Raw genomic sequence first — 26993 nt, 5'->3', positions numbered from 1 at the left:
ATTGTGACGAAGTTTTGTCTTTGGGGCCGAGTTTGGCGCGGTTGAGCGCGGCGGTTCTTCTGCTTCTTACGAGGGTGGCATGCGGGGGCGAGCAGCGGTGATGGCGGTGGGGGTTCTCGGCGCAATGATGCTCCAGGGGCCGGCGCGGGCGATGCCGCCCGACCCAACCGTCGATGATCCGCCCGCGGCGGCGGCCCCCTCCTGGAACACGATTGCGCGGCTGGAGCCGGCGCCCGAGCCCCCGCCTGCCGGGGCCTGGTCGGTGTGGTCGGCCGCCGCGCGGGCGGCGTCCTCGGCGACGCAGGCGGTGAGCCAGTTCGGCTGGGAGCTGTCCTACGCGCTCGGCGTCAACGGCACGTCGGTGAGCGCAGGCACGCCGGCGACCGCACCGGTCATCCCGCTGGTCGAGCCCGAGCCGCCGCAGCCCGTTCCGGTCCTGGTGCTGCAGCAGCGATTCGTCGAACCGGTGCCGCTGACCCCGCTTCCCACGCCGCCCGTCGAGGTGGCAACCGAGCCGCCGGCCGACGAGGCGAGGGTGGCCGCACTTCCGCGCATCCTGGCGCCCTTGCTGGGCGACCTGCCACAGCGCGAGGCCGACGGCAGCTTCTTCGTGCCCAAGGCGATGCAGCGCCTGCTCGACATCCGCACCGCGGCGGCCGAGGGCGGCGCGCATGCGGTCACCGTCAAGCTTCCCGGCCGCATCATCGCCGATCCCAACGCGCAGGGGTTGGTCGAGGCCAGCGTCCCGGGCCGGGTCGAGGCGACCGATGCCGGCCTGCCGGCGCTGGGCCAGCGGGTCCGCCGCGGCGACGTGCTGGCCTATGTGGTGCCGGCCATCGGCGTGGTCGACCGCACCCAGATCCGCCGCGACGTGGCGCGCCTCACCAACGATATCCGCGCCGCCACCGAGAACCTGGAGATCCTGCAGAAGTTCTGGTTCGTGCCCTTCCGCGACGGCAAGGTGGTGCAGGAGCGGCGGCACCTGGAAGGCTTGCGCCGCGAGCGCGCCGCCTTGCTGCCGCTGATCGATACCCGCGAGACGCTGCGGGCGCCGACCGACGGCGTGGTGTCGTCGGTCACCGTCGTCGCCGGCCAGGTGATCCAGCCCGGACAGATCGCGTTCGAGATCGTCAACCCCGGCCATCTCTGGATCGAGGCTTCGGCCTCCGACCCGGCGGCAGCGGCGGCGGCGGCGGTGGCGCCGTCGGCCTCCGCGGTGACGTCGGAGGGCAAGCCGCTCGGCGTCCGCTTCGTCGGCACCGGGCTCGCCACCCAGCAGCAGGCGGCGGTGCTCCAATATGTCATCGACACGCCGGTGGAGGGCCTGCGCGTCGGCCGGCCGGTCACCCTGTTCGTCACCACAGGCGGCACCGCCGGCCACGGCGTCGCCGTGCCGCACGAGAGCATCGTCAGCGGTCCCGGTGGCATCGACGAGGTGTGGGAGCACATCGATGCCGAACATTTCCGTGCCCGCCCGGTGCGGGCCGAGCCGCTGGACGCCCGCACCATGCTGGTGGACGGGCTCGACCCCGGCGCCCGCGTGGTGGTCCGCAGCGCGCGCCTGCTGGCGCAATACCAATAAGCGGAGCCTTTCCCCGTGACCTTGATCCGCACGCTCGCCCTTCTGGCTCTGCTCTTCCTTCCGGTCGGCGCCGCCCTGTCCGGTGCCGCCTCGGCCGGTCCGCCGGCTGCCGCCGCCCTTGCCGGTCCGCTGCCGCGGGTGGTGACCAGCGTCGACGGGCTCGACATCGTCCTGGTGCTGTCGGGTGACGATCTGTTCGCCTTCGTCGACCGCGCCGAAGACAACGCGCCGGCCTCTGTCGGCGAGCTGACCGTAGAAATCGGCAAAACGCGCTGGATCCTGCAGCCGGTATCCAACGGCCTCTTCGAGGCGGCGCACGTGGCGCTCGCCGCCGGCCACTGGCCGCTGACCGTGTCGCTGGGGCTGGGGGGCGGCACCGCCCGCATCGAGACGGCGATCGACATCGTCAGCGCCCCGGCGTCCGCCCCGGCCTCGCACCGCTGGGTGTGGTGGCTGGTCGCCGTCGTCGCGGCGCTCGCCGGTGCGGGCATCCTGTACGGCGAGCGGCTGGCCCGGCTGGCGTCGCTCCAGCTCACCGGCATGGTTGGGGGCCGCTGAGCGCCATGTTCTGGGCCATCGTGCGCTTCAGCCTGGAAAAGCGGCTGTTCCTGCTCGCCGTCACGGCGGCCATGGTGATCTACGGGTTGCTGGTCGCCCGCAACATGCCGATCGACCTGCTGCCGGAGCTGCGCCCGCCCATGGTCACCGTGACCGTGGAGGCGAACGGCCTGGCGCCGGAGGAGGTCGAGCAGCTCATCACCGTCCCGGTGGAGATGGTGATGAACGGCATGCCCGGCGTCCGCCGGGTGCGCAGCACCTCAGCCCCCGGCTTTGCCGCCGTCTACGTCGAGTTCGAGTGGGGCACCGACCCGTTTCGCAACCGCATCCTGGTCGGCGAGAGGCTGGCGCTGGCGCGGGACCGCCTGCCCGCCGGGGTGGTGCCGCAGATCGCCCCGCCGGCCTCGGTCATGGGGCTGGTGATGCAGGTGGCGGTGGAGGGGCAGCCGGTCGACGGTGTTGCCGCCGACCCCATGGTGATCCGCGACGCCGCCGACTGGGTGGTGCGCCCGCGCCTGCTCGCGGTGCCCGGGGTGAGCCAGGTCTATGTCGTCGGCGGCTCGGCCCGGCAGTTCTCCATCCTGCCCAACCCGACCGCCATGCGGCAGCTCGACATCACGCTGGAGCAGATCGAGGGCGCGGTCGGCCAGTTCGGCACCAACAGCTCGGGCGGTTTCATCGATCTCGGGGCGACCGAGTTCATCATCCGCAATGTCGGCCGCTCCACCAGCCTGGACGATCTGCGCGATGTGGTGGTCGCCTTCCGCAACAGCCGCCCGGTGTCGCTGTCCCAGGTGGCCGACGTGGCGGTGATGCCGCGGGTCAAGCGCGGCGAGGGCAGCGTCGACGGCCACACGGCGGCCCTCTTGTCTATCGTCAAGCACCCCGATGCCAACACGGTGGAGGTGGCACGGCTGGTGGCGGAGGCGGTGGCCGGCCTCAAGGAGGCGCTCCCTCCGGGCATCATCGTGGGCAAGGTCACCTACAATCAGGCCGACCTGATCAACAATTCGGTGTCCAACGTCGAGCATGCGCTGCGCGACGCCATCATCATCGTCGCCGTGGTGCTGATGGCGTTCCTCATGAACCTGCGCAGCACCGCGATCTCGCTGGCGGCGATCCCGGTGTCGCTGCTGGTCACGGTGCTGGTGTTCCACCTGGTCGGGCTGTCCATCAACACCATGACCCTGGGCGGCATCGCCATCGCCATCGGCCAGCTGGTCGACGACGCGGTGGTGAACGTGGAGAACATCCTGCGCCGGCTGGACGAGAACCGCCGCGCCGGCATGCCGCACAGCGCGCTCCAGGTGATCGCCCGGGCGCTGAACGAGGTGCGCTCAGGCATCGTCTACGCCACGCTCATCATCCTGCTGGTGTTCCTGCCGTTGTTCGCCTTGCCCGGCGAGCAGGGACGGCTGTTCGCCCCGCTCGGCATCGCCTACGTGGTGTCGATCCTGGTCAGCCTGCTGGTGTCGATCACGGTGACCCCGGCCTTGTGCGCCTATGCCTTCTCCGGCTCGGTGGTCAGCGCCCATGACGCGCCGGGCGCGCTGGTGCGCACGATGCTGCGCCTCAACGCACGGGCGCTCGCCTGGGCGCTCGACAGGCCGCGCACGCTGATCGCCGGAACAGCGGTGCTGTTCGTGGCCACCATGGGATCGGTGGCGCTGCTGCCGGCCACCTTCCTGCCGCCGTTCAACGAGGGCACGCTCTACGTCCAGGTGCTCAACAAGCCCGGTTTGTCGCTCAGCGAGTCCTCCCGCATCGGCGCGCTGGCCGAGAGCATCCTCCGGGAGGTGCCGGAGGTGGTGACGGTCGCCCGCCGCACCGGCCGCAATGACGGCGACGAGGACGCCGACCCGATCACCAGCAGCGAGCTGCCGGTGACCATCCGCACCGACGGCCGCCCCCGGCCCGTCATCATCGAAGACATCCGCCACCGCCTCGCCGGGCTGCCCGTGGACGTGACGGTGACCCAGTTCCTCACCTCTCGCATGGAGGTCGCGGCCAACGGGGTGCGCGGCTCCATCGTGCTGAAGATCTACGGCGAGGACCTGGAGACGCTGCGCACGCTGGCCGGCCGCTTCCGCCAGTCCTTCGCCGCGGTGCCCGGCATGGTCGACGTGCTCGCCGAGCAGCAGGCGCGTGTGCCGCAGATCCGCATCACGGTGGACTATGCCCGCGCCAAGCTGTTCGGCATCACGCCGGCTGCGGTGACGCGCACGCTGGAGAGCCTGTCCAACGGCCACATCGTCTCGCAGGTGATCGACGGCAGCCGCCGCATCGACGTGGTGATGCGCCTGTCCGACGCCGATCGCACCACCGGGGCGCTGGCCGCGCTGGAGGTGGAGACCCCGGCCGGCCGGGTGCCGCTGTCCTCCATCGCGACCGTGCTGGAGACCGCCGGCCCCAACCAGATCATGCACGAGGACGGCAAGCGCCGCATCGTGGTCAGCGCCAATGTCGAAGGGGCCGACACCGGCCATGTGGTGGAGCAGCTTCGCGCCATCGTCGCCTCAACGCCGCTGCCACAGGGCTACCGTACCAGCCTGGAGGGCAGCTTCCGCCAGCAGGAGCAGGCGCAGGTGCTGATCCCGGCGCTGTCGGTGCTCTCGCTGGTGCTGATCTTCGCCGTGCTGCGCCAGCGCTACCGCTCGGCCGCGCTCAGCCTCGTCATCATGGGCAACGTGCCGCTGGCCCTGATCGGCAGTGTGCTGGCCATGTGGCTGTGGGGGGTGGATCTCGGGCTCGCCAGCATGATCGGCATGGTGGCGGTGGCCGGCGTCGCCGTGCGCAACGGCGTCCTGAAGATCAGCCATTTCCTGAACCTCGCGCTGGAGGGCATGCCCTTCGGCCGCGGCCTGATCGAGCGCGGCTGCGCCGAGCGGCTGATGCCGGTGCTGATGACGGCATTGTCGGCCGGGCTGGCGCTGATCCCGCTGCTCTACGACAGCGACCTGCCGGGGATGGAGATCCTGCACCCGGTGGCGGTCGCCATCTTCGGCGGGCTGGTCAGCGCCACCGCGCTCGACACCCTCACCACCCCGGTCCTGTTCCGCATCTTCGGCGAAAAGCCGGTAGAGCGGCTGCTGGTCGGGCGCGACGCCACCCGCCTTGTCGAAACCTTCTGAAAGGAGAACGCCCGATGTTGGACCCGGTGACCGCTTTCCTCCTCTTCGGCGCCGTGCTCGGCACGGTGACCGTCGACGTCGGCATGAACACGATGCAGAACTATTACGACACCTTCTACGCCGACGCCTTCTGGGAGCACGCCGGCCAGAACGCTGAGGTCGAACGCCGCTTGGCGGATGAGGAGCGCCAGATCGATCTGATGTTCCAGAAGTCGGACTTTACGAGCAGGAAGTGATGGTGGGGCTTTTTCGGTCAGATTCTGTGGTCGCCGGCACCTCGGCACTGCATCGACGGTCTTCAAGGATGATCGATCCTGCTGCCGCCTGCTCTTGTTAAGAGCGGGCCGATAGCAGGCATGGCCTATACGCTTGGCCCAAGTTATCGGCCCGTGAGTATGCGGTCGCCTCCGTCGGCACGTTGAACGCGATGGCGTAAAGCACTGGGGCATTCACTGCAGCATCAACATCGCCCTTGGCGCGTACCGAGGTCTCGTTCGCCAGATACCGGGTGAAGCCCGTGACGTTCTTCGGCATCCAAGTGATCTGCTCGGAGGGCTGGGTGTTCACCTTTGTGGCGGCCTGCACGGTCATCGTGCCGAGGTCGTCTATCTCATAGACGGCCAGATAGTCGGAGCCCTCATGGCGATGATAACGCTGCCCGCTCACGAAGCCGGGGTCCGGCGTCATTTTCGAGAACAATATCGACCTTGGCTGGGCCTATTGCGCGGTGACCCCGGCGTCTTTCGCCACCTGGGTCCAGCGCTGCACCTCCGAACGGAAGAAGGTGGTGAAAGCGGCCGGGTCGCTGGGCGCGGGCACCACCGAGAGGGCTTCCACCCGCTGCAGGGTCTCGGGCATGGCCATCACCTTCACGATCGCCCGGTGAAGCGTGTCGATGATGGGCTGCGGCGTGCCGGCCTTCACCAGAACGCCCTGCCAGGCTTCCACCACCAGCCCGTCGCCGAGCCCCGCCTCGCTGATGGCCGGCACATCCGGGTAGTTGGGCAGGCGGGCCGAGGCCATCACGGTCAGCGCCTTCATCTTCCTGCTGTCGAGGAAGCTGTGCGTGGCGTTCTGCGGGGTGTCGAACAGGAGCTGCACATCGCCGGCCAGCAGCGCCTGGAGCGCCGCTCCGCCGCTGGTATAGGGCACGTGCACGAGGCTGATGCCCGCCCGGCGCTGGAGCAGCTCGCCCGCCAGATGGGCCGACGAGCCGATGCCGCCTGAGGCATAGGTGATGGTACCGGGCGCCGCCTTTGCGGCGGCGATCAGTCCCTTGAGGTCGCTGAAGGGGGTGCGCGGCGCGGCGAACAGGAACACCGGAACCTTCACCACCTCCGATACGCCCACGAGGTCGGCCGTGGTGTCGTAGGGCAATTTCATCAGCGCGGGGGCGACGGCGTGGGAAAACACGCCGTAGAGCAGGCTGTAGCCGTCGGCTGGTCCGCGCGCGACCGCGCTGGCCGCGATGCTGGCGCCGGCACCGGGGCGGTTGTCCACGATCACCTGCTGGCCCAGCAGGGGGCTGAGCCCCTGGGCCAGGATGCGTGCCATGGTGTCGACCGTCCCGCCGGGGCCGAAGCCGATGACCAGCTTTATGGGCCGGTCGGGCCAGTCCGCCAGCGCCGGGGCGCTGCGGAAGAAAGTGCCAAGGGCGGTGGCGGCAAGGCCGGCGGTCAAGGTCCGGCGGGTGATCTCCAGCGTCATGGCCCTCAGCCCCCTGGCTTGTGCTCGATGATATGAACGCCGCGCTGGCGGTCGGTCAGGTAGATCAGCCCGCGCGCATCCATGGTGACGTCGTTGGAGGAGGCGCGCTCGCAATCCGGCGGCGGATCGGGCTGGTAGAAGCCGATTTCCTGCGGCCGGAACGGGTCGCTCACATCCATCAGGCGCAGGCCCTGTGCGAACCAAGCGAAGGGGATGACCGGCTGCGTGAAGACCTCGGAGGGTTGATGGCACCCGGTCATGGTCGGCTGCGGGGCGCCGTCGGGATCGATCCCGGGCACATCGATGGTCGCGATCGGCAACGGCTGGGTTTCATCCGTGATGTCGTAGACCCAGGCGAAGGCGGGCGGGGAGGGCCGCAGCTTCGAGACGTCCTCATCCGCCGCCACCATGATCTTCCGGCCGCGGATCGGTTCCGGCAGCACGAGGCAGGTGTGGGTGGGGTGGGGATGCGCGGGGCTGGTGTTGAGGGCGGAAACCAGCTTCGGCCGGGACATGTCGGCGATGTCGAGGATGAAGAAGCCGTGGTGCCAGTAGGACACGTAGAGCCGGTCCCCCTGCCGCAGCGGATGATGACAGCGCGGCTTGGGATAATCGTCAGCCCAGGGGTAGGTCTCGCCGGCACCGGCGTTCTGGCCGGGGATCCACCAGCGGCCCGTCTCGACCGGGCGGGCGGGGTCGGCGAGGTCGAGGATTAGCACGAAGTTGCCGACCATTCCGTCCGCGGTCGGCGAGAGATAGGCGTAGCGGCCGTCGAAATCGTAGCGGTGCACCCCGGTGCCGCCCGTGCGCCATTTATGGATCAGCTTCGGCGTGGCCGGGTTCGAGACATCATAGATGCCGACGCCACCGCCGAAACTCATGTCCGCGTCTGGCTTCTGGCGCTCGTGATTGACGATCATCAGCCCATCCTTGACCCGCACCTTGTGCGAGTGCCAGCCGGCGGGGATCTCCACCTGGGCAAGCAGGCGCGGATGCTTCGGATCGGCGATGTCGTAGATGGACGTGCCAGCCGGCGCCGACATGTGGGCGACGTACAACGTCTGGCCATCGATCCAGACCTGGCCGCCGCCGGGGCAGTCGATCCAGGAAACGAGTTCGGTGTTCCGCGACAAGGGCATGCGGCGTCCTCGGCTGGCAGCAACAGGTGACCGGGCTGCGCCGGGGCGGGTGGCGGGGCCTGGGGAGGGACCGGCCGGGCAGCGCCGACGCGGCACGCAAAGCCAAACATGGTCTGCCGCGAGCGTCAATTCTCATGGCGGGGATACAAGCCGTGTTGACGTAACGTACGGTCCTTCGAAGCTCGTCCGCCTGTCGCGTGAGAATGGCTTCAGTTGATCGCACGGCGAATGCTTGCTTCTTTCCTGGCTACCGGCCTTTACAATGCCTCAGGTGGGGCGCCTCAGAAGGTCGGCGGCGTGCAGGCGCTTATGACTTCGCACGCGACGGCGCCCACGCACCGGAAGCGATGCGGCCGGCGGCTGTCGAAATAGTAGGCGTCGCCCGGGCCGAGAACCTTGCGCTCGTCGTCGACGGTGACTTCGAGCCGCCCGGACAGAACGATCCCGCCTTCCTCGCCTTCATGGGTGAGCGGCACCTTGCCGGTGTCGGAGCCCGGCAGGTAGCATTCCTTCAGGATCTGGAGGGAGCGGCCGAAATGGTGCTCGCCGATCTGGCGATAGGAGATCTTGCCCTTGCCGATCTCAACCAGCTCGTCGGACTGGAAGAAGATCTTGCCCTCCTTTTCCGGTTCGAGCGCGAAGAATTCGGCAAGGCCGATTGGTATCCCGTCGAGGATGCGCTTGAGGGCACCCACCGACGGATTCATCTGGTTCGATTCGATCAGCGAGATCGTCGCATTGGTCACCTTTGCCCGCTTGGCGAGCTCTCGCTGCGAAATCTGGCAGCGCAGGCGCAGATAGCGGAGCCTGCCTCCCACATCGATGCTCATGCGGCGTCCCTTGGTGTTTAGGTTGTTCAGTATCGAATAACAGCGTCAGAAATATATAGAGATTTCAACCTCTTATAGAGGCTCTATAAACGGGCTTGTCTAGAAATGGATACCGTGTGTTGCTTAGAACAGCACGGAGAAAATGAACCATGAATGCTCGTGCCGGGGTGGGAGCGCACGACTTGGCTTGCTGCTGGACGTCCATGGCCGCGAACCGGCCAGTCAAGGCACCGGCAGCATGCTCCAGATGACCATACGGAATGACGAGGGGGCGGGAAGGGCGCCCGGCCGAAGCACCCGCCTTCTGGTGCAGTCCCTCACCAAGCGCTATGGCGATCTGCTCGCCCTCGACGATCTCTCCCTCACCGTGGAGCCCGGCGCATTCCAGGCCCTTCTCGGCCCATCGGGATCCGGCAAGACCTCGCTGCTCATGAGCATCGCCGGCTTCCTGCGGCCGGACAGCGGGCAGATCCTGGTCAACGGCGCCGACGTGGTGCACCTGCCGCCGGAACGGCGGAATTTCGGCATGGTGTTCCAGGGATACGCGCTCTTCCCCCACCTCTCTGTTCTGGACAACGTGGCGTTCGCCCTGCGCGCCCGGGGGATCGGCCTTCAGGAGCGCCGCAAGCGGGCGGGCGCCGCCATCGACCTCGTCCGCCTGACCGGCCGTGAGGATCACTATCCGCGCCAGCTCTCCGGCGGCCAGCAGCAGCGCGTCGCGCTCGCCCGCGCCATCGCCTTCCAGCCCGATCTGCTGCTGCTCGACGAGCCGCTCTCCGCTCTCGACCGCGCCTTGCGCAGCGAGCTGCAGACCGAGCTCCGAAGCCTGCAGAAGACCACCGGCCTCACCTGCGTCTACGTCACCCACGACCAGGACGAGGCGCTCTCCATGGCGGACGTGGTGGCGGTGCTCACCGCGGGGCGTATCGTGCAGATCGGCAGCCCGGTCGATCTCTACGAACGCCCGGCCTCGCGTTTCGTGGCGAGCTTCCTCGGCAAGAGCAACTTCCTGGAGCTCGAGCGGGCGGGGCGGGACGGCGACGTGGTCGTCGGCAGGCGCGGTGACACGGTCGTGCGCCACCGCGGCGTCAGTGATGGTGACACGGAGGGCTCCCTGCTGCTGACGCTCCGGCCCGAGAAGATCGCCCTCGCCGACGCGCCTGAAATGCCGGGGCACAACGTGGTCCGCGCTCGCGTGCTCGATGTCAGCTATCTCGGCAGCGCCATCGAGATGATCGCCGATGCGGGGCCGCTCGGCCGGATGATCGTCCGCGCGCCGGCCTCGGACATCGCCCGTGTGGACCAGGGCCGCGATATCGGCCTCGCCTGGCGGGAGGATGCCACCGTCGCCATCAAACCGGACGCTTGACGGCCGGGTGAACCATACTCTCCAGAGGGATAACAAGATGACCGACCAGATCCACGCCGCATACATCCGCGACATCCTCGAGATCGCGCAGGAGCGCGTGAAGAGCGGCGCGCTGGACCGGCGCACCTTCCTCAAGGGCGCCGCGATGATGGGGCTCGTCCCCGTGGTGTCGGGCCTCGGCGGCCCCGCCGAGGCGGCCTCCGGCGAACTGGTGGTGGTGAATTTCGGCGGCGTGGCCGCGAAGACCTACAAGGAGGCCTACGGCCCCGGCTGCGAGAAGGCGACCGGCCTCAAGCTGGTGATCGACGGCACGGGCGCCTCGCCGGCCAAGATCCGCGCCATGGTGGATGCCGGCCAGGTGGTCTGGGATGTGTGCGACTTCGCCCCTTCCATCGGCGTCCAGCTCGGCGGCAAGTACCTGTCGGAGATCGACTATTCCATCGTCGACAAGAACAAGATCCTGCCCGGCTGCACCTGGCAGTATGGCTGCGCGGCCTACACCTTCTCCTTCATCATCGCTTATAACAAGGCGCTGCTGCCGCAGGCGCCCACCACCTGGAAGGACTTCTGGGACCTGAAGCGCTTCCCCGGCAAGCGCACCATGTTCAAGTCGCCCCTCGGCCAGATGGAGGCGGCCTTGCTGGCGGCGGGCGTCGAGCCCGACAAGCTTTACCCGCTGAACGTCGATCTCGCGCTGAGCAAGATCAAGGAGATCAAGAGCGAGATCGTCTGGTGGGAGACCGGCGCCCAGTCCCAGCAGTATTTCCGGGACCGCGAGGTCTCCATGGGGAACATCTGGCAGTCCCGCGCCACCATCCTGCGCGACGAATCCAAGGGCGCCATCGACCTCACCTTCAACCAGGGCGTCTTCGTGGTGGGTGGCTGGTGCATCCCGAAGGGCAATCCGGCGGGCCTTGCGAACGCCAACAAGTTCATCGCCTCGGCCCAGGACCCGCAGGCCCAGCTCAAGGTCTTCCTCAACATGTTCAACGGTCCGGCCAATCCCGCGACCTCGGCGCTGATCCCGGCGGACATGAAGGCGCTGAACCCCAGCGACCCGGCGAACATGAAGCTCCAGGCCATGGCCGACCCGATATACTGGGGAGAGAACATCAACCGCGTCCAGGACCTGTGGCTCGATGCCATCTCCTGAGGGCACGTCGACCCTTGAGGGCGCATCCACTGTCGGGGGCGTGCCGGTGCTGGCGCGGGTGAGACGGGCGTGGCGGTCCTCGCCGGCATTGGTGCTCGTCCTGCCGGCGGTGCTGCTGGTGATCCTGTTCTGCCTGGTTCCGGTCTGCCGGGTCCTGTGGCTCAGCGTCACCGACCCGGCGCCGGGCCTCGGCAACTATTCCCAGCTCGTCTCCAACGCGACCTTGATGCGCATCGTCGGCACCACGGTGACGCTGAGCATCGTCTCCACGCTCATCACGGTGGTGCTCGGCTATCTCGTCTCCTACGCCATGGTGCATGTGAGCGGCCGCGAGGTGCGGCTGATGTTCTTCTTCATCCTGCTCACCTTCTGGCTATCCGTCCTGGCGCGCAGTTTCGCCTGGATCGTGCTGCTCAGCCGCGACGGGCCGGTGAACCAGGTGCTGATCATGTGGGGCGTCGTCGACCAGCCTCTCCAGTTGGTGCGCAACACGTTCGGCGTGCTGCTCGGCATGGTCCACGTCATGCTGCCGCTCGCCATCCTGCCGCTCTATTCGGCGCTGTCGGGGATCGACCAGAAGCTGACCTCCGCCGCCCGCGGGCTCGGTTGCGGCCCGGTGCGCGCCTTCCTGTGGGTGTTCCTTCCCCTGTCGGGGCCGGGCCTTGCGGCGGCGACCGTCCTCGTCTTCGTGTTCTCGCTCGGCTTCTTCATCACCCCCACCATCCTCGGCGGCGGGCGCGTGATCATGATCGCGGAATATATCCGCACCCAGTTCGAGGTGACCCTGCGCTGGGGGTATGCCGCCATGCTGGCGACGACGCTCCTGTTCAGCGTGTTCGCGACGCTCGCCATCGCCGCGCGCTTCATCAACCTGCGCAACGTCGTCGGCAGGACCCACTGATGCCCGCCCAGTCCCTCGCATGGCCCGTCCGCCTGTCCGCCTGGATCATGGTGGGCTTCATCTTCCTTCCGTTCCTCATCGTCATCCCGGTCTCCTTCACCGACCGGACCTACCTGTCGCTGCCGCAGCACGCGCTGTCGCTCACCCATTACGAGGACCTGCTGCACGATCACGACTGGATGCTGGCGCTCGGGCGCAGCGCCATCATCGCGATCGCCTCCACCATCTGCGCGGTGCTGCTGGGCTCGCTCTGCGCCTTCGGCACCTGGCGCCTGCCGCCGGGGCGCGCGCGGTGGGTCCAGTCGATCATGCTGCTGCCGCTGATCATCCCGACCGTCGTGCTCGGGCTCGCCTTCTACCGAAGCTGGGTCGATCTCGGCATCTCCAACAGCTATTTCGGCGTCGTGCTGGCGCACACCATCACCTCGCTGCCATATGTTTTCATCACCGTCTCGGCCGCCCTGTCCCACGTGGACCCCCGGCTGGAGATGGCAGCGCAGAACCTCGGGGCCTCGGTGCGCCAGACCCTGACATGGGTCCTCGTGCCGGTGGTCATGCCCGGCATCCTCTCGGGCGCCCTGTTCGCCTTCGTGCATTCGTTCGACGAATTGATCATCGTCCTGTTCATCACCTCCCGCGGCCTCGATACGCTGCCGAAGAAGATGTGGATGAGCCTCGAGGACGACCTCACCCCCATCATCGCCTGCGTGGCCGTGCTGCTCGGCCTCCTCACGCTGGCGCTGCTGCTGCTCAATCTCGTGCTGCGCTCGCGCGCCGAACAGACGCAGACGGCGTGATCCCGAGACCGTGAGATCCGAAGACAGCGCGACCGACAGTCAGCGTGACCCGCAGGGAGAAAGAGAAATGGCAAGGCTTCTGGTGAAGGGCGCTCAGATAGTGACCATGGACCCGGCACTGGGCGACATGGCCCGCGCGGACATCCTGGTGGAGGACGGCGCGATCTCGGCCATCGCGCCCGCGCTCGACGCCGGCGATGCGCAGATCATCGACGGTGCCGACAAGATCGCCCTGCCGGGGATCATCGACGCGCACAACTGCCTGTGGCAGACCGTGCTGCGCGGCTACGTGCCGGATCTGTGGCCGGGCCAGTACTTCACCCACCTGCTGCCGCTGCGCCAGAAGTTCGCGGCCGAGGACAATTACAACGCCACCTATGTGGGTGGTTTCGAGATGCTGTCCTACGGCACCACCACCGTGGTGGACTATTGCCACAATGTGGGCGGGCCGGGCTTCGCCGACGCCTCCATCAAGGGATTGCGCGAGAGCGGCATCCGCCACGTCTTCACCTATTCCTTCATGAAGTCGCGGCCATCCGACTTCGCGACCCGCGAGGAGCGCTTCGCCGACGCGCAGCGCATCTACGACACCTTCCACGATCCCGACAGCATCACCACGCTGAATTTCGGCGTGGATTCGCCGGGCTCGCAGGAGATTGCGGGCCAGCTCGAATTCGCGCGCCGGCTCAAGGCCAACAGCGCCATCCACATCCACACCGCCGGGCCGGTGGGCGAGCTTCACCGCATGGGCCTGCTCGGGCCGGATCTCATGGTCATCCACGCCAACATGACCACCAATGAAGAGCTTGGCCACATGGCGGCGGCGGGCGCACCCATCTGCTTCACGCCCACCGCGGATGTGCAGGGCACGCCGGTGGACGTGGTGCGCCGCGCCAAGCTGCGCGGGATCGACGTGGTGTTCGGCTGCGACATTCCCTGCACCATCGCGTCGGACACGATGGGCCAGCTGCGCATCATCCACAATGTCCAGAGCTTCCTGGACGGCGCCATGGAGCGTAGCTTCAACACGGTCTCCACCCGCCGTCCCGCGGTGGGCCCCGACATGCCGCTTCTGAAGCCGCGCACGCTGCTGGAGATCGCGACCATCACCACCGCTCGCGTGCTCGGCATGGACGACCGGATCGGCTCGCTGACCCCCGGCAAGCGGGCCGACATCCTCCTGGTGAACAAGGGGCCGTTCGGCGATTCCATCATCGACGACCCATGCGCCCACGTGATGCTCCAGACCAGCCCGCGCGACATCGACACGGTGATCGTGGACGGCAAGGTGCGCATGTCGGCCGGCGTGCTGAAGGACTTCGACCCCAAGCGCGCCAAGGCGCTGATCGCCGAATCCCGCAAGCGGATCTTCGGTTGATCATCCGGCAGGGGATTGGCCGGGCAGGGGCACGCGGTCCGCGCGCCCCTGCACCTCAGGCCGCGACCGCCGGGGCGTAGGCGAGGCCGAGGCTGTCGGCCACCGCTTTGTTGGTCACCTGGCCCCGGTGGATGTTGAGGCCGTCCCGCAGATGCGGGTTCTCGATGGCTGCCGCGAGGCCCTTGTCGGCCAGGGCGAGCCCGAAGGGCAGGGTGGCGTTGTTCAGCGCTTGGCTCGACGTCACCGGCACCGCCCCGGGCATGTTCGCGACGCAATAGTGGATGATCCCCTCGCACTCATAGGTGGGATCGGCGTGGGTCGTCGCGTGGGAGGTCTCGAAGCACCCGCCCTGGTCGATGGCCACGTCCACCAGCACCGCCCGGGGCTGCATGGAGCCGAGCATCCTGCGGGTCACCAGCTTCGGGGCGCTCGCCCCCGGCACCAGCACCGCGCCGATCACCACATCCGCGGCGAACACCTCGTCCTCGATGGTGTCGATGGTGGAGAAGCGGGTGCGGGCCCGGCCTTCGAACAGCTCATCCAATTGCCTCAGGCGCGGCAGCGAGCGGTCGAGGATGGTGACGTCGGCGCCGAGGCCCACCGCCATGCGTGCGGCATGTGTACCGACGACGCCACCCCCGAGCACCACGATCTTTGCCGGCTTCACGCCCGGCACGCCGCCGATCAGTATGCCCCGGCCGCCGGAATGGCGCTTCAGCGCGCTGCCGGCCGCTTCCACGGACAGCCGCCCGGCCACCTCGCTCATGGGGGCGAGGAGGGGGAGGCCGCCCTGGGCGTCGGTGACGGTCTCGTAGGCGACCGCAGTGACGCCGGACTCCAGCAAGCCCTTCGCCTGCTCGGGATCGGGCGCAAGATGAAGATAGGTGAACAGGATTTGCCCCTCGCGCAGGCGGCGCCACTCGGCCGGCTGGGGCTCCTTCACCTTCACGATCATGTCGGCCTCGGCGAACACCTGCTCCGCCGTGTCCGCCACCCGGGCGCCGGCTTTGCGATAGACCGCGTCCGAGGCGCCGATGCCCGCGCCCGCGCCGGCCTCGACGACGACGCCATGGCCGGCGGCCACGTATTCGCGCACGGCGGCCGGCGTGAGGCCGACCCGGTATTCGTGCGTCTTTACCTCTTTGGGAACACCCACCAGCATCTTGCTTTCCTCGGTCTTCGTTGGTCCTCGGCCCGTCAATGGTGGGGCGAGGCTGAAACGGTCCGGCTCACGGGACGCCAGGCATCACGGCCGGCATCGGGAGCGCGGGTCCCGCGGATGCCTGCGGGCGGCATCGCCGCGCTTCTCAGCAACGGGATTCTGGTCTGCCGATGCGGTGTGGAATGATGGCCGCCGCGTTCACTTCTTCCTGAAGCGTGCGCGCGTCACGAAACCCTGCGCAGGGCATCGGCGAGGATCGAGACCATTTCGTCGACCTCGTCCTCGGTGACGATCAGCGGCGGCGACAGGGCGATGATGTCTCCCGTCACCCGGATCAGGAGGCCGCGCTCGAAGCAATCGACGAACACGTCGTAGGCCCGCGCCCCCGGAGCACCGGCCCTGGACTCCAACTCGATCCCGGCCACAAGGCCCAGCGCGCGGATGTCCGTGACGTGCGGCACGCCCTTCAGGCCGTGGACCGCCGCCTGCCAGTGTCCGGTCAGCCCGGCGGCCCGGGTCAGCAGGCCCTCCGCCTCGTAGATGTCCAGGGTCGCGAGGCCGGCGGCACAGGCGACGGGGTGCCCTGAATAGGTGTAGCCGTGGAACAGCTCGATCTGGCTCTCCGGCCCCTCCATCAGCGCGTCGTGGACTTTGCGGCTGGCGAACACGGCGCCCATGGGGACGACGCCGTTGGTGAGCCCTTTCGCCGTCGTCATCAGGTCCGGCGTCACGCCGAAATAATCCGCCGCGAACGGCGTGCCGAGGCGGCCGAAGCCGGTGATGACCTCATCGAAGATCAGCAGGATGCCATGCCGGTCGCAGATCTCGCGCAGCCGCTGCAGATAGCCTTCCGGCGGCAGCAGCACGCCGGTGGAGCCCGCAAGCGGCTCCACGATCACCGCGGCGATGGTCTCGGCCCCGTGCAGCGCGACCAGGCGCTCCAGGTCGTCGGCCAGCTCCGCCCCGTGCTTGGGCAATCCATAGCTGAAAGCGTTGCGCGCGGGATCGTGGGTGTGGCGCAGATGGTCGCTGCCCGGCAATTGCGGGAACACGCGCCGGTTGCCGACGATGCCGCCCACCGAAATGCCGCCGAAGCCCACCCCGTGATAGCCGCGCTCCCGGCCGATCAGGCGCGTGCGCGTGCCCTGGCCGATGGACCGCTGGTAGGCGATGGCGATCTTGAGGGCAGTGTCGACGGATTCCGATCCCGAGCCGGTGTAGAACACGCGATCCAGCCCCTTCGGGGCGATCGCGGCCAGCCGTTCGGCGAATTCGAACGCGATGGGATGGCCCATCTGGAACGAGGGGGCGTAGTCGAGCGCCATTACCTGCCGTTCCACGGCGCGGGCGATCGCCTCGCGCCCATGGCCGGCATTTACGCACCAGAGGCCGGCGGTCCCGTCAATGATCGTGCGTCCATCGACGCTCGTATAGTGCATGCCGCGCGCGGAGGAAAGAAGTCGCGGCGCCGCCTTGAACTGCCGATTCGCCGTAAAGGGCATCCAGTAAGAAGACAGGTCCGGCGCGTTTGCCGCAACGCGAGCGTTCATGGTTGATTTCTCCGTGTTGTTCTAAACAGCACACGGTATCAACTTCCTCGCAAGCCCGTTTGTTTGTGTTTTGTATAGCATTGAAATCGCACATGCGGGCCGGCGGTGTTATGCGATAGTGAACAACCCAAACACCGACGGCGACCCAATGGGGCTCGTTTGGCTCATCCGCGCCTCCCCATGAGCCAGAGGAAGATCGGGCCGCCGATCAAGGCTGAGACGATGCCCGCCGGTATCTGCCACGGAAAGATGAGCGTGCGGCCAAACCAGTCGGCCGCCACCAGGAGGCATGCTCCCACGATTGCTCCGGCAAAAAGCTGGGGAAGGGGGCGCGTGACGCCGAGGCTGCGGACCATGTGGGGTGCGATCAGGCCGACGAAGCTGAGCGGACCGATGATGAGCGTTGCCACCGCGGTGGCGAAGGCAATGATAAGGAGCAGGATCAGCCGAGCGCGGGTGATCGGCATGCCCACAGCCTGCGAGGCTGCGGTTCCCAATGGCAGAATGTCGAGCCAGCGTGCGGTGAATGGCGCGGCCGCGAGCACAAGCGCGGCCGAGGCAAGGCCAACGATGGCGTCGGTGCCGGTCACGCGATAGGTGGAGCCGGACATCCACGCCAGCAGCACGGCGGCGCGCGGGTCGCCGCTCGTCAAGAGCGTTGCAGCGAAGGCGCTGAAAACCGTGGCGAGAGCCATCCCCGCCAGCAAAAGGCGCCCCGGCGCGGCCGACCGCCCGTTGAATGCCAGGATGGCCGCGAGAGCGGCAGCGGCGCCCGCCACGGCCGAGGCGGTCATTGCGCCTTGCGTGAAGGCTGGAGCCGCAAAGAACAGCAGGATGACACCGAGCGCTGCACCCGACGATATGCCTAGCAGTTCCGGACTGGCCATGGGATTGGCCGTCATTCGCTGCAACAAGAGGCCGGCGACCGCCAGTAACGCCCCAGCCGCGCCGGCGGCGGCGACGCGTGGTGCGCGCAACGCGAGAATGTCCGGCGATGCCCATTGCCATCCACCCACACCGCGCCCCCACATGAGGGCCAGCAGAAGGAAGACGCAGAGGACGACAACGAACGGGAAAATCATCCCGCGCGGATTTGGGAGGCGCAGAACCATATCGTTCGGCGCGACCGTGACCGGACCGAGCACGCGCCGGCGTGCGAGAAGCCAGAGCAGCAGTGGTGCGCCCAGGAGGGCCGTCGCACTTCCGGTCGGCAATTGGCTGCGGAACAGGCTCACATGCTGCACCAGCCCGTCCGTCGTCCACAGGAGGAGCGCGCCGACGACCGGCGCCCAGACAAGACGCTGATCCAACGTGCGCGCGCCCATGAGCCGCGCCAGATTCGCCGCCGCCAGACCGACGAAGCCTATGACGCCAACAGCGCTCACACAGAAGGCGCCGAGAGCGACCGCAATCGCCATCGCGCCGCCCCTGAGAAGATTGACCGGCGCGCCAAGGCTGCGGGCTTGCGCATCCCCCAGTTCAAGCGTCGAGAGGGAACGCCTCATGAGCAGGATGACGGCGATGCAGAGCCCCATGCGAGGCAGGAGATAGGCGGCATTGCCCCAGCCGTTCTGGACCAGGGATCCGCTTTGCCAGACGAATAGCCCGCTGAGGATTTCGTGGTTGAGGATGGCCAGCGCCGCCCCCGCCGAACCGCACAGCAGGGTGATGGCGAGCCCCGTGAGGATGACGCTGGTCGGGGAGAACCCCATTCGCGCCGAGACGGCCATGATGATGGCTGCCGCCCCGGCCGCTCCCGCCAGAGCAATCCATTCCTGGCCGTATCCAAGCAGGCCAGGCGCGAAAACCGAGCAGGCGGCGAGCGCGAGGTAGGCTCCGGAGGAGACGCCAAGCGTCGTCGTGTCGGCCAGGGGATTTTGGAGCACATGCTGAAGGAGGACGGCGGCGAGCCCGAGACCGGCACCCACAAGCCAGCAGACCACGATGCGCGGCACCACCATTTCCGAGAACACCAGCGCTGCAACGTCGGTGCCGGGTGAAATGAGCGCACGCCACCATTCGCTCGCGGGCAGGACAGCCAGCATGCCAGAGAGGCTCAACATCGTTGCGGCAAGCAAGAGTGCCGCGATGACGGCCGCAAGCATGCGGGGAGGGGAAAGCGGGTTCAGGGCCGCCGCGCTAGCCATCCGATCGGTCCGAAAGCGCATTGCTCAACAGACGCGCACACCGCCAGATCGAAGGGATGCCGCCGAGGGCATAGAAGGGCGGAATGGCGCGAACCCGCTTTTGCGCCACCATCGGCAGGGCTTGCCACAGCGTACTATTGCGAAGCGCCAGCTCGGCACGCCGTGTCCGTTCTCCCTGGTCCAGATAGAGCAGGGCCGCATCGGGCGTGGCGGCGAGCTGCGCAAGGTCCACCAGGGCATTTCCGAAGGCGGAGGTGGGCGACGTCAACGCGTTCCGCAGGCCGAGCCGGTTCATCAACGACTGAACCCAGCTCCCCGGCCCGTAGAGGAATATCTGCGTGCCGTTTTCGTGCAGCACGCCGATATAGACCGGCCGTGTGCGTGACAGGTGACCATCCTCCCCAGCCATGCGAAGCGCGGCCTCGAAAGCAGCGAGATAAGTCGTGGCTTCCCCTTGGCGCCCTATCCGATCCGCGATGGCGCGCAACGCCGCGCGCGCATTCTCCATGGGGTCGGTGCGGGGCATGATGATGGACACCGTCTCCGCGGGCGCGACAGCGCGGAACAGGCCGAGGAGGTTGGCCTGCCAGTTGGAGACCAGGATGAGGTCGGGGCGGAGTTCCGTCAGCAGCTCGAGATTGGGCTCTGCCCGCGACCCGAGGTCCAGGACGCTTGGCGGAAGCGCGATCTCCGGCAACCATTCCCGAAAGGTCGTGGTGTCGGAAACCGCCAGGGGCACCACGCCCAGTGCCAGCAGGCTCTCGGCGGCCGCCCAATCGGCCGCGACGATGCGCGCGGGCGTGGCGCCGCGAGCGGCGGCGAACCGCGCGCAGAACGCCCCGGCGGCAAGGCCCGAGAGGCAGGCCCTGCGGGTCAGCACGTGCTGACCATCCGGTTGCATGCGGCCGGGCCGCGCGCCGTTTCCATGCCCTAGAAATCGAAGGTGGTGGACAACAGGTATGTGCGCGGTGCACCGCGGGCGAGGCCGAAGCTGGAGGAGGCCGCGGCCCAGTAGCTTTCGTTGAACAGGTTCTCCACGTTGGCCCGGATGGTGATGGGCTTGCCGTTGTCCCGCTCGATCACATAGCGCGCGCCGACATCGGTGCGGGTCCAGTCGGGAATGCTCTGGGTGTTGTCCACGCTCGCATATTGCGAGGAGGTGTAGATGAAGCGGCCGGTCAGGGTGAGGCCCTTCAGGAACGGCGTGTCCCATTCGGCGCCCATGTTGAGCTGCACGTCGGGAATGCCCACCGCCGCATAGCCGTTATAGGCATTGTTGGCGGTCTGGGTCTGCACCCCGTTCATGAAGGCGACGCCGCCGAGCACGCGGAACTGCTCGGTCAGCGCGCCGAAGACATTCAGCTCGATGCCGCGGTTCTGCACCTCGCCGTCGACGCCGTAGAGGTTGGTGGACTGGCTCAGGATGCCGTTCGGCTGCTCGATCTGGAACGCGCTCAGCGTTGCTGCCACGGTGCCGAAATCGACCTTCACGCCGGCCTCGTACTGCTTGGACGTGATGGGCGCGAACACCTCGCCGACATTGGCGGAGCCGGCGGGCGCGACCGGCCCCTGGCTCAGGCCCTCCACGTAATTGGCGTAGAGCGAGACGTGGTCCCATGGCTTCACCACGATGCCCACCGCCGGGGTCACCGCGCTCTCATCATAGCTCGAGGTCTGGAGCCCCGTGGTGGCGTTCCAGCCCTGCTGCTGAACATTCTGGTAGCGCGCACCGAGGATGAGCTGGAGCTTGTCCTGGAAGGCATAGACGCTGTCGGCGACGGCGAGGCTCGACAGGGTCGCCGTGCTGGTCTTCGGGGCGGAGGTCGCCCGTCCCGCGAGGTTGGGCGGGGCCACCGGCGCGGGCGCGTAGATGTTCCCCTTGTAGGTGCCCACCACGGGCGCGATCACGCCCAGCTCGCTGGCCAGCCCGGAATAGCTGACGACGAGTTCGTGCCGGAGCTCCCCGGTCTGGAAGTTCGCGCGCACGCCCGTCTCGCCCGTCAGCGTGGAATTGTAGCTCGGCTGGAGATAGACGTTGGCGTCGAAGGCGCCCAACGGGTTCGTCAGATAGATGAAATTATAGAGCCCGAGGAAGTTGTTCTGCCGTCCACCCAGCGTGGCGTAGAGGGTGATGTTGTCGGTGATGTCCACCTCGGCGCGGGCAATGCCGAGAAAGTCGGTGCCATCCGCATAGTAATAGCTTTGGCCGAGATTGGCTGAAGCGCTCGGCGCGGCGGGAACCGGCACGGCGCCCGCCCGCAGATAGACCGGGCGGGACGGGTTGTCCGCGTAGTTCTTCTGGTAGATCACGTCCGCCGACATGCGGACGCGCTCGCTGTGATAGTCGAGGGCGAGCGCGGCTTCGCCCAGTTCGTTGGTCTGGCCGGACACCGGCGCGTCGCCGTTGCTGTAGGCACCGTTGACGCGGACGCCGAACTCCTTCTGGTCGCCATAGCGGCGGGACAGATCCACCTTGCCGCCGAACTGGCCTTCCGAGACATAGCCGAGGGTCAGCCGCGTGATGTCGTCGGGAGTGGCATGCTTGGTGGTGAGGTTGATGGTTCCCCCAACGCTGCCCTGGGGGGGCATGCCCATCAGGAACGCGCTCGGCCCCTTGAGAATCTCGACCCGCTCCACCCAGGCCGTCCCGGCCATCTGATAGGGGACGAGGCCATAGAGCCCGTTGATGGCGATGTCGGTATTGGCGACCGGGAAGCCGCGGATGATGAACTGGTTGGAATAGCTGCCGTCGGCCCAGGTGGTGCGGACGGAGGGATCGTTCTTCGTCACGTCCGCAACGCTTCGCGCCTGCTGGTCGGCAATGGTTTTGGACGTGTAGGTGATGACGTTGAACGGGGCGTCCATGAAGTTGCGGTTGCCCAGGATGCCGAGATTGTCGCCCACCGCCACCTGTCCGCCTGCATAGGGCGGGGGAAGGAACCCTCCGTCGACGTCGATGGTGTCGAGCACGAGACCTTCGTTGGCGCTCGCGGCGCGGCCATCCAAGGGGGGCGCCTTCGGATCGAAGATGCGCACGGTATTTGCCGCCGTGAAATTGAAGCTCAAGCCGGTTCCGTCCAGCAGTCTTGTGACCGCATCCTGGGCGGACATGCGGCCGCTGACGCCCTGGGTCTGCTTTCCGGCCGTGAGAGTGCTCGGATAGAGCAGCCGGAGATTGGCCTGCCGCCCGAGGCTCAGAATGCCGTTCTCCAGCGGACCCGCCGGCACCGAAAGACTGGCGCTGGTTGCTGCCGCCGGCACCTGGGGCGCGGCCTGCGCCAGGACGAGCGTGGTGGAAGACAAGAGCGACAGACCCGCCAGCGCAGCCCCCGACAACCCGGTGCGTCCGCGTCTTCCAACTGCCATCTCGGCCTCCATCCCTGCCCGCCGGAGGCCGCGCACGCACCCTCCTGATGGGATAGAGCGGAAAGAGCGGCGCCTCCTGACGTCGCCGATGAAAAAAAGTCCGGCGGCGTCAGCGGGAGGAGACCAGCACCATCATTCCGGTGAGGTGGGTGATGGTCACCGGCAGGTTCTGCTCCAGCACGGCGAGCGCCTGGTCGGTATCGGCAAGATCGAAGATGCCCGACACCTTCCGGTTTGCCGCGGCCTCGTCGAGGATAACGATCTGCCCATGGCGATAGCGGCCGAGCGTCGCCAGCACCTCCTTCAGCGGCTGGCCGGAGAAGACCAGCTTGCCGTCACGCCACGCTGTCTCGTTGGGCACATCGGTGCGGCTCACCGAGAGGCTTCCCTTTGAGGTGACGCGTGCCACATCGCCCGCCCCAAGGATGACACGCTCGCCGAGATGGGCGACCTCCACGCGGCCTTCCTCGACCTGGACATCTCCAGGAAGGGTGCCGGAGGCGACACGGACGGCGAACCGTGTTCCGAGAGCGGTGGCGCTGAGCGTGCCATCCTCGACCACGAAGGGGCGGTTCGGATTCTTCGCCACGTCGAAGAACGCCTCGCCCCGCAGCAGCTCGATGCGCCGCTCCGCCGCGCTGTAGCGCACGGCGATGGCGCTATCGGTGTTGAGATCGACCCACGTGCCGTCCTCAAGGGTGAAGCGGCTGACCTGGCCGACAGAAGTGTAGTGATCGGCCCTGAGGCGATCCACGAAGCCCATCTGGTAGGCCAGGGTGGCAAGCAGCGCGATGAAGCCAATCGCGATGACGTTGCCGATCGCAGTCCGGCGTGACAGGCCGGCCTTTTTGGCTTTCGGCTCAAGCGGCACATCCTTGAGCTCGGACCACAGGCCCTTCAGCTCGTCATAGGCGGCCCGGTTGGCAGGGCTGAGATTCATCCAGGCCAGGAAATCCCGCCGGTCTCTCTCTGTGGCATCGCTGGACTGCAAGCGCGCAACCCATCCCGCCGCTTCCTCGGCGATGCGATCCTCATTGATATCTGGCGATGTGCCTGCCATCTCAGCTTCCTGCGCGCGCAGCGGCGAGCATAGGCATATCCGGTCAAGGCCGGATCAGGTCAGAAAAAAATCTCGGCTCGCACTTTGCGGCACGCCAGCAGCGCGCGGATGATGTGCTTCTCGACCATGTTGCGTGAGATGCCGAGACGATCGGCGATCTCGCCGTTCGCCATGCCGTGCAGGCGGCTCAGGATGAACACTTCCTGGCAGCGGTTCGGCAATTGGGCGATGGCCTGGGCCATGAGAAGCAGGCCCTGGCGCCCCAGCACCACGCGCTCCTGGCCTGGTGCATCGTCCGCCGCATGCTCTCCGGCCTCCTCCGGGAGGAACAGGGCTGCATCTGCCGCCCGGCGCATGGAAACGGAACTGGCAACCGATTTCGCAACCTGGAAGAGATAGGCCTGAGGGTTCTCGATCACCGTCTTCTGAGGCAGGCTCAGCATCCGCAGGAAAGTCTCCTGCGTTGCGTCGGCAGCGTCCTCGCGGTTTCGCAGCCGGCGCTGGAAGAAGCGGCGGAGGCGCCCCTCTTCCGTCGCGTGCAACATGTTCAGCAATGCACCGGTCATGAAAAGTTGCCCAAAGGCTTTCGATCGTCACGTTCAAGGCAAATGCCGCGGCGCGGCGAAGCCTCACCTTCAAGCCATAGCCAAATCAATTTTCCAGTGCAAATACAATAGTTTAAAGGAGTTCCAATGTTGAGTTGGAAGCGCAGGCCTTGCTGACCCCGTGATCCGGGGCGATCCTCGAAACGACGCAGGAACTGCTGTGCCGTCGCCGCTGGCCGGACTTAAGATCTATTGGGACAGAATCCACTTCGCCAGGCTTTCGGCCTCTTCCGGCGAAACGCTGGGTTGAGGCGGCATCGCCAACTGCCCCCAATTGCCCCCGCCGCCCTTCACGATCTTTTCGCTCAAGAGCTTGATCGCGGATTCGTCCTTGGCATAGCGCTCGGCGACGGCCTTGTAGGGCGGACCGATCATCTTCCGTTCGACAGAATGGCAGGCCACGCAGTTCTTGCTCTTGGCCAGGTCGGCGCTCGCGAAGGCCGACGAGGTCAGAAGCGCGGCGAAGGTCGCTACAGCAAGCTGGCGAAACTCAACCATCGAGCAGGACTCCCATCATGCGCGATCGGGGTCGGCCGAATGCTGATCGCGGAAAGTCGAGGGACGCGGTCAGGCTCGGCCCGCAGAGGAAAGGGCAGCCGCGTCGGCGCTGCGGCAGACGCGGCTGCTTCTCAAGCTCAGTTGGGCTTGAGCTGGTAGATGTCGCCCTGGTCGGTGGCCACGTACATGTTGCCGTCCGGTGCCTGCACGGCGGAGCGGAAGCGTCCGGCCGGCATCGGCAGGGACACCGTGGTGCGTGTGGCGGAGGAGCCGTCAGGCGCGATGTTGAGCACGTCGAGGCGGTTGCCGACCGGTGTCCCGTGGATGCCGATCCCCATGAAGGTCACGACCATCCTGCCGTTCCAGTCCTTCCATTGCGGGCCGCTTAGGAACACGCACGAGGACATGCCCTGCGAAAGCTGCTCGTTGTTCCAGGCCGGCTTCATGGCGTTGGGATAGGTCTTGGTGTCGGTCATCGGCATGTAGGCGGAGCGCTGCTTGGGATCCATCTCGCCCATCTGGTTCGGCGAGTATCCGCAATAGGAGTCCGGACAGTCGCCGCGCCCGCCGACGTTCGGGCGTGGATCCCACCCGCCATTGCCGCCGGCGGTGAGCAGTGTCACCTCGTCGGTATGCCAGGGGCCATTCTCCGCCGTGTAGGGCTGGTTGGTGCCGGGGCGGAAACAGATGCCCTGCGGGTTGCGATGTCCATAGGTGAAGACGCGCGCATCGAAGCCCTGGGGCGGGTTGTTGCCGGCTGCGGCCTTGCCGTCCCGGTCGACGCGGAGCACCTTTCCACCGATGCGGGTTGGGCTTTGCGGCACCTCGCCATTATGGGTGTCGCCTGTCGTCACATACAGGAAGCCGTCTGCGGGACCGAAGCGCAGGCGCCCGCCATTGTGCGCGCCGGGATCGCCGAAGGGATGGTTGCTGGGCTTCGGCTTGTAGGCGATATCGGTGACGATATCCTGCCGGTTCGAGACCTTGGTCAGATCGGGACTGACCGTCAGCCGCAGCACCCGATTGGTTCCCGGCGCGGTCATGTTCGACGTCGAGTAGACGTAGATGAAGCGGTTGGTGGCGAAGTCGGGGTCCACAGCCACGCCGTTCATGCCGGCCTGGCCGCTGCAGAAGAGGTCGGACGCGGTCTCAGGATAGCCCTTGGAGTCCTTCATGCCGAGCAAAGCGTTGACAGTGCCGGACGGCAGCCGGACCGAGAGCCCGTTGCACTTCTCGGTGAAGAACATCGTGCCGTCGGGCAGGAAGGCCATGTCCCAGGTGAATTCACGTCCGGTCATCACGGCGGTGCTGGTGAGGCCGGGAACGCCGCTTGGACTTTGGGCCGCCACCGACCCGGACAGGACGAATGAGGCCAGTAGCGAACAAGGCAACACGAAGCGAATACGTCGAGTCATCGATGTCTCCTCCGGGTTAGTCAGCCTCCCCTGAACAGGCCTGCGATCCGTCAAGCTGAGCCGAAACGTTGTTCGGCGGATCGATTGTCGCGGCCGCCCGATCTTGTGCATCATAGCTTCCCGGCGATGCAGGCACTGATTGCGTGAACACGCAGCCTGGGCCTCCGGGTGAGTGGTAATTTTAGCAGAGGGTGTTTCAACGGATTCGCCCAAAAGGCGAGGTCCGCCAACAATTACTGTCGGCTAAGGCACCGCCGGTGCGTCCTTGGTTCGGGGACTACGCCGAATGGAGATCGCGAATGGCCGATTTGGTGCTCACCACCTTCGACTGGGCTTCCGAAATACCGCGCAGCTAAGTACGCGACCTGCGCGTGCGCTGGGCGCTGGAAGAAACCGGCCTGTCGAAAGCACGCCCTTCCGCGAGCGGACGGCAGAGCACTTTGCGCATCAGTCCTTCGGGCAAGCGCCGTGGCTGACTTCCCGATCTTCGAGAGCGGGGCGATCCTGCTGCATCTGGGCGCACGGAGTTCGGCGCTGTTGCCGGCCGATCCGCACTGCCGGGCCGCGAATGGCTGGCCGGGACCTTTTCTGTCGCAAACATCCCTATGGCGGGCGTGCTTCGGCTGGTTGATCGGTTCGACGCGG

Annotated in this window: 22 protein-coding genes and 1 pseudogene; 10 read left to right on the top strand and 13 right to left on the bottom strand. The window is 67.1% G+C overall.

All coding sequences use genetic code 11. The annotated features are described in order from the left end of the window. Positions 1–79: 79 nt before the first annotated feature. Genes ABLE91_RS16725 through ABLE91_RS16710 form a run of 4 tightly spaced genes read left to right on the top strand, consistent with a single transcriptional unit; the run spans position 80 to position 5507 of the window. Complete coding sequence (locus ABLE91_RS16725; RefSeq protein ID WP_348932466.1) at positions 80–1582, top strand: efflux RND transporter periplasmic adaptor subunit; 1503 nt, start codon at positions 80–82, stop codon at positions 1580–1582. A 15-nt stretch (positions 1583–1597) separates the two neighbouring features. Then, on the top strand, positions 1598–2140 hold the full coding sequence (locus ABLE91_RS16720) for a hypothetical protein (RefSeq protein ID WP_348932464.1): 543 nt from the start codon (positions 1598–1600) through the stop codon (positions 2138–2140). Positions 2141–2145: 5 nt separating this feature from the next. After that, positions 2146–5271, top strand: a complete 3126-nt coding sequence (locus ABLE91_RS16715; RefSeq protein WP_348932462.1) for an efflux RND transporter permease subunit — start codon at positions 2146–2148, stop codon at positions 5269–5271. 14 nt (positions 5272–5285) lie between these two features. Then, positions 5286–5507, top strand: a complete 222-nt coding sequence (locus ABLE91_RS16710) for an RNA-binding protein (RefSeq protein ID WP_348932461.1) — start codon at positions 5286–5288, stop codon at positions 5505–5507. 97 nt (positions 5508–5604) lie between these two features. Here ABLE91_RS16710 and ABLE91_RS16705 read toward each other — a convergent pair whose 3' ends face one another. The 4 genes from ABLE91_RS16705 to ABLE91_RS16690 all read right to left on the bottom strand — a co-directional run bounded on the left by ABLE91_RS16705 (position 5605) and on the right by ABLE91_RS16690 (position 8947). Further along, entirely contained in the window at positions 5605–5958 is a 354-nt protein-coding gene (locus ABLE91_RS16705; protein ID WP_348932459.1) for a hypothetical protein, read from the bottom strand. Positions 5959–5988: 30 nt separating this feature from the next. Continuing rightward, positions 5989–6978 carry a Bug family tripartite tricarboxylate transporter substrate binding protein gene (locus tag ABLE91_RS16700; protein ID WP_348932458.1) on the bottom strand — a complete coding sequence of 330 codons (990 nt, stop codon included), beginning with the start codon at positions 6976–6978 and terminating at the stop codon, positions 5989–5991. A 5-nt stretch (positions 6979–6983) separates the two neighbouring features. Next, positions 6984–8117 (bottom strand): LVIVD repeat-containing protein, encoded by a 1134-nt coding sequence (locus ABLE91_RS16695; RefSeq protein ID WP_348932456.1) that lies wholly within the window; start codon positions 8115–8117, stop codon positions 6984–6986. A 281-nt stretch (positions 8118–8398) separates the two neighbouring features. After that, positions 8399–8947 (bottom strand): cupin domain-containing protein, encoded by a 549-nt coding sequence (locus ABLE91_RS16690; protein ID WP_348932454.1) that lies wholly within the window; start codon positions 8945–8947, stop codon positions 8399–8401. A gap of 247 nt (positions 8948–9194) precedes the next feature. On the opposite strand from ABLE91_RS16690, the gene ABLE91_RS16685 reads away from it, so the two are divergent. From ABLE91_RS16685 to ABLE91_RS16665, 5 genes are all read left to right on the top strand, one after another. Continuing rightward, a complete protein-coding gene (locus ABLE91_RS16685) occupies positions 9195–10316 on the top strand; it encodes an ABC transporter ATP-binding protein (protein WP_348932452.1) in 1122 nt (373 codons plus the stop codon). A gap of 37 nt (positions 10317–10353) precedes the next feature. Beyond that, complete coding sequence (locus tag ABLE91_RS16680) at positions 10354–11469, top strand: ABC transporter substrate-binding protein (RefSeq protein WP_348932450.1); 1116 nt, start codon at positions 10354–10356, stop codon at positions 11467–11469. Next, positions 11456–12370 (top strand): ABC transporter permease, encoded by a 915-nt coding sequence (locus tag ABLE91_RS16675; RefSeq protein WP_348932449.1) that lies wholly within the window; start codon positions 11456–11458, stop codon positions 12368–12370. The genes ABLE91_RS16680 and ABLE91_RS16675 overlap by 14 nt, the downstream gene beginning before the upstream one ends. After that, positions 12370–13167 (top strand): ABC transporter permease, encoded by a 798-nt coding sequence (locus ABLE91_RS16670; RefSeq protein WP_348932447.1) that lies wholly within the window; start codon positions 12370–12372, stop codon positions 13165–13167. The genes ABLE91_RS16675 and ABLE91_RS16670 overlap by 1 nt, the downstream gene beginning before the upstream one ends. A 67-nt stretch (positions 13168–13234) precedes the next feature. Beyond that, entirely contained in the window at positions 13235–14545 is a 1311-nt protein-coding gene (locus tag ABLE91_RS16665; RefSeq protein WP_348932446.1) for an amidohydrolase family protein, read from the top strand. Positions 14546–14600: 55 nt separating this feature from the next. Here the strand turns inward: ABLE91_RS16665 and ald are convergent, their stop codons facing one another. The 9 genes from ald to ABLE91_RS16620 form a co-directional block, all read right to left on the bottom strand. After that, entirely contained in the window at positions 14601–15707 is a 1107-nt protein-coding gene (ald, locus tag ABLE91_RS16660; RefSeq protein ID WP_348932444.1) for an alanine dehydrogenase, read from the bottom strand. Between the two features lie 224 nt (positions 15708–15931). Continuing rightward, a complete protein-coding gene (aptA, locus tag ABLE91_RS16655) occupies positions 15932–17257 on the bottom strand; it encodes an omega-aminotransferase AptA (protein ID WP_348932442.1) in 1326 nt (441 codons plus the stop codon). 164 nt (positions 17258–17421) lie between these two features. Further along, on the bottom strand, positions 17422–19404 hold the full coding sequence (gene fhuB / locus ABLE91_RS16650; RefSeq protein WP_348932440.1) for a Fe(3+)-hydroxamate ABC transporter permease FhuB: 1983 nt from the start codon (positions 19402–19404) through the stop codon (positions 17422–17424). Then, complete coding sequence (locus ABLE91_RS16645) at positions 19397–20284, bottom strand: ABC transporter substrate-binding protein (RefSeq protein ID WP_348932438.1); 888 nt, start codon at positions 20282–20284, stop codon at positions 19397–19399. Before ABLE91_RS16645 ends, fhuB begins: the two co-directional genes overlap by 8 nt. Before the next feature lie 50 nt (positions 20285–20334). Next, the gene (locus ABLE91_RS16640) at positions 20335–22770 is read right to left on the bottom strand and encodes a TonB-dependent siderophore receptor (protein ID WP_348932437.1); all 2436 of its coding nucleotides are present in this window, start codon (positions 22768–22770) and stop codon (positions 20335–20337) included. A gap of 109 nt (positions 22771–22879) precedes the next feature. Then, positions 22880–23830, bottom strand: coding sequence for a FecR family protein (locus ABLE91_RS16635; RefSeq protein WP_348932435.1), 951 nt, complete (start codon positions 23828–23830; stop codon positions 22880–22882). Positions 23831–23889: 59 nt separating this feature from the next. Next, positions 23890–24396: an RNA polymerase sigma factor gene (locus ABLE91_RS16630; protein WP_348932434.1), complete on the bottom strand. Its 507-nt coding sequence runs from the start codon at positions 24394–24396 to the stop codon at positions 23890–23892. Positions 24397–24624: 228 nt separating this feature from the next. Further along, positions 24625–24933 carry a c-type cytochrome gene (locus ABLE91_RS16625; protein ID WP_348932432.1) on the bottom strand — a complete coding sequence of 103 codons (309 nt, stop codon included), beginning with the start codon at positions 24931–24933 and terminating at the stop codon, positions 24625–24627. A 137-nt stretch (positions 24934–25070) separates the two neighbouring features. Next, positions 25071–26348, bottom strand: coding sequence for a PQQ-dependent sugar dehydrogenase (locus ABLE91_RS16620; RefSeq protein WP_348932430.1), 1278 nt, complete (start codon positions 26346–26348; stop codon positions 25071–25073). A gap of 299 nt (positions 26349–26647) precedes the next feature. Here ABLE91_RS16620 and ABLE91_RS16615 point away from each other — a divergent pair. Beyond that, positions 26648–26989, top strand: a pseudogene (locus ABLE91_RS16615) (thioredoxin domain-containing protein); the annotation flags it as partial. Positions 26990–26993 lie beyond the last annotated feature (4 nt).

This window comes from Aquabacter albus (assembly GCF_040049275.1).
GTDB lineage: Bacteria > Pseudomonadota > Alphaproteobacteria > Rhizobiales > Xanthobacteraceae > Aquabacter.
The sequence above is the reverse complement of the archived record's forward strand: the minus strand, read 5'-3'. Positions and strand labels throughout refer to the sequence as shown.